A 3,135-nucleotide genomic window follows, 5' to 3' on the forward strand; every position below is an offset into this window, starting at 1 on the left:
GTGATCGGCTTGCTGGCGATCACCTCAGCAAAGGTGGGCTGGGGTGTAAAGAGGGAGCCGCTGGCCGCCGCCGAGAGCGCCAGGGCCGAGGCGATGCCAATACCGATACCTGCCATCATGGATCTGTTCATTTTATGGTTCTCCTGCATACCCATACGGGCTGTTCCAATCTGGCGCCATCTTGTCATAACCGGTTGGCCGGACAAGGCGAGGGGGATGGGCTTGCGACAGGCACTGGCAAGGTCAAAAAACAGCCACCATGAAAAGGTGTCTGGCTTTGGCGACAACGGACTAAAAGTGACCAGTTTCCGACGCATGGCGGGCTTTGCTTTTGTGATAAGGGGCAATTCGAGTCGCAATTTGCAAGGCGGGCGGTGAGCAGAATGCCAGAGTGGCAAAGTGCTGACGGGGACAGGTCAAGGGAGGTCTTGAACAAGGGCTCTGTTCGTTGAGATGGCCACGCAAGTGGTTGATAAATGGCTCCAGCCCCATCGGATGTTGGCCGATAAGAGATCACGGCAAGCATTTTGCTTTGATTGGGTGAAGCAGAGGGTGAGCGGGTCGGCAGACAACTGCGTAAGACCTGAAATGAAGAGGTTCACCCGAGATCACCGGATCAACGAGGGGGAGATATGTCAATGTTACCCAGCTGGATCACCCCGGCCATCCAGGCCAACATCATTACGGTGCAGCAGGCCGAACGTCTGCTCTCATCCCTCTACCGGCCCCTTGCCGAGCAGGGAGAGGAGCTTCCTGCCGATATCGCCGACATCAGCCTCAAGCTCTACTGCTTCCGCCAGCAGGGGCGGGTACGCCACTAAGGCTGACAAAAGAACACCCCGCGCCAGGCACGGGGTGTTGTCACTCATCTATCAAAGGCCCATCAGGCCAACATCACTTGCGCCACCAGCATCAGGGCGCCAAATCCCAGCACAAAGCCCACCATGGGCAGCACGAACTTGACCCACTTGTTGAACTGGATGCCGAGCATCTGCAGGGTGACCAGCACCAGTCCGGTGGGGGCTAGGAACAGCATGGCGTATTGGCCCCAGTTGTAGGCCGACACCACGATATAGCGGGGGATCATCACGGTATCTGCCAGCGGCGCCATGATGGGCATGGAGAGCACTGCGAGCCCCGAGGAGGAGGGCACCACCAGCCCCAGCAGGGTGAACACCAGCATCTGCGCCACCGCGAACACGGCGCCATGCATGCCGGAGACCAGATCGGAGGCGTAGGCCAGAATGGTGTCCGAGATCATCCCCTGATCCAGCACCAGATTGACCCCCCGTGCCAGTCCGATGATGAGGGAGACGGCCACCAGTTCTGATGCCCCCTGAGTGAAGGCTTCGACCGCCTCTTTCTCTTTCAGGCCCGAGATAAAAATGATGATGATGGCGATGGTCAGGAAGGAGGCCGCCATCTGCGGGAACCACCAACCGGCCATGGAGACGCCCCACACCATCAGCGGGAAGGCGAGGATAAACAGGGTCAGAATGATCTTGCGGCGCAGGGTGAAGGGCACCCCTTCGTCCATAGAGCCCTCTTTGAGAAAACGGGCGCGAAAACTCTCTCTGTCCTCATAGGTGTAGGAGAAGGCAGGGTTGGCCTTGATCTTCTTGCAGTACCAGTAGAGATAACTGATCACTACTAGGGTGCCCACCAGACAGCCAATGGCGCGAAAGATCAGCCCCTCGGTAAAGGGAATGCCGGCGGCATTGGAGGCGATCACCACCGAGAAGGGATTGATGGTGGAGAAGGTGGTGCCCATGGAGGCGGCGAGGAAGATGGCCCCTACGCAGACGATGGAGTCATAGCCGAGCGCCAGAAAGATGGGCACCAGTATGGGGTAGAAGGCGACCGCCTCTTCCTCCAGTCCGCAGGTGGTGCCTCCCAGCGCCATTACGAAGCAGACCAGCGCCACAAACAGGAACTCGTTGCCCCGGGTCTTGCGCGACAACGCCACCAGCCCTGCACTGAAGGCACCTGTCTTGTTGATGACGCCGATCAGCCCCCCGAGCACCAGAATAAAGACGATGATATCCGCCCCCTCTATGGTGCCCTTGACCATGCTGACTGCCACGTCACCGAGCCCCTTGGGCGCTTGCTCCAGCCGTGCATAGGTGCCGGGAATGGCGATGGGCTTGCGGATGGTGCCGTTGGTAAATTGCTCTACCGCAATATTGATATTGAGTTTTGCCAGGGCATCCTGGGTTGCGGGAAGTCGGCTTATTTCCCCCTGTGGGCTATTGACCATCAGGCTTTCACTGGCTGGATTATAAGAGAGTTTGGCATAGGCGCCCGCCGGAATTATCCAGGTCAGTGCAATGGCCAGCAACATAATAAGAAACAGAATGGTAAATGCAGTAGGGAATTGTCTGCGTGGTGTGGTATTCGGCACGGCACACATAAAATGCTCCTTGATAAAGCAGGTTTGGGCTCGGCGGAATATCGGGTCGATAGGGTTTCTGCGTCATACATCCAAGGTACGCAAACCCACTGTGGATTGCGTAGTGATTGGCGAGAAATCTGGCCTGATATTGAACATCCGGTAGATTGTTTCACGTTGTAACCGTAACCCGTGCGTGGCTGGATGAACATGGCGCCATGCTCGCTTTATGGGATGGCTCACAGAATTTATTTTCCATGGATTTAACAGCTGATATGAAATAAAAGTTATTATTCAATAACTATTTCAGATTTCGTTTAACGTGGCTTGCCTTAAATAAAGGTCATGAAAATAGTGCGTACTGAAATGAATGAAATGACATATAAAGAGGCTTTGGCGGAATAATATTCCATTATCGCCATTTTTCGTTATTTGCCAAAAACAGCCTGTGAAAAAATGGCACGCTTTCCCGTAACGAAATATTTTTGCAATGAAAACAGGGGGCCCTGTTGGCAGCAGGCTGCCCCTGTCTAAGACGTTTTGCTAATACCTGCCGCCGCAGGCTCACTGTTAGGCTGTCATCCCCATAAGAGACCTGCGACGGGCAGGATGCCCATGTCGCTTGTTGAGCCCGGAATGATCCCGGAACAGCCCGTTTTGTGCCACCTGTGAGGAAGGAATCCGATGACAGAGCAGAACATCTATGAGCGCGACCTTGCCAAAACCGCAGCCAATTTCGAGGCCCT

Annotated in this window: 2 protein-coding genes and 1 pseudogene; 1 reads left to right on the forward strand and 2 read right to left on the reverse strand. The window is 55.4% G+C overall.

Features of this window, described 5'->3' with window-relative positions; all coding sequences use genetic code 11:
• Positions 1 to 131: pseudogene (locus DBR30_RS22190) on the reverse strand (glycine zipper 2TM domain-containing protein); the annotation flags it as partial.
• 501 nt (positions 132 to 632) lie between these two features.
• Between DBR30_RS22190 and DBR30_RS13605 the strand changes: the two are divergent.
• On the forward strand, positions 633 to 821 hold the full coding sequence (locus DBR30_RS13605; RefSeq protein ID WP_005345660.1) for a hypothetical protein: 189 nt from the start codon (positions 633 to 635) through the stop codon (positions 819 to 821).
• Positions 822 to 883: 62 nt separating this feature from the next.
• Here DBR30_RS13605 and DBR30_RS13610 read toward each other — a convergent pair whose 3' ends face one another.
• A complete protein-coding gene (locus DBR30_RS13610) occupies positions 884 to 2,410 on the reverse strand; it encodes a YfcC family protein (protein WP_108542219.1) in 1,527 nt (508 codons plus the stop codon).
• Between the last annotated feature and the right edge of the window lie 725 nt (positions 2,411 to 3,135).

It is taken from the genome of Aeromonas sp. HMWF017, from assembly GCF_003061465.1.
Classification (GTDB): domain Bacteria; phylum Pseudomonadota; class Gammaproteobacteria; order Enterobacterales; family Aeromonadaceae; genus Aeromonas; species Aeromonas veronii.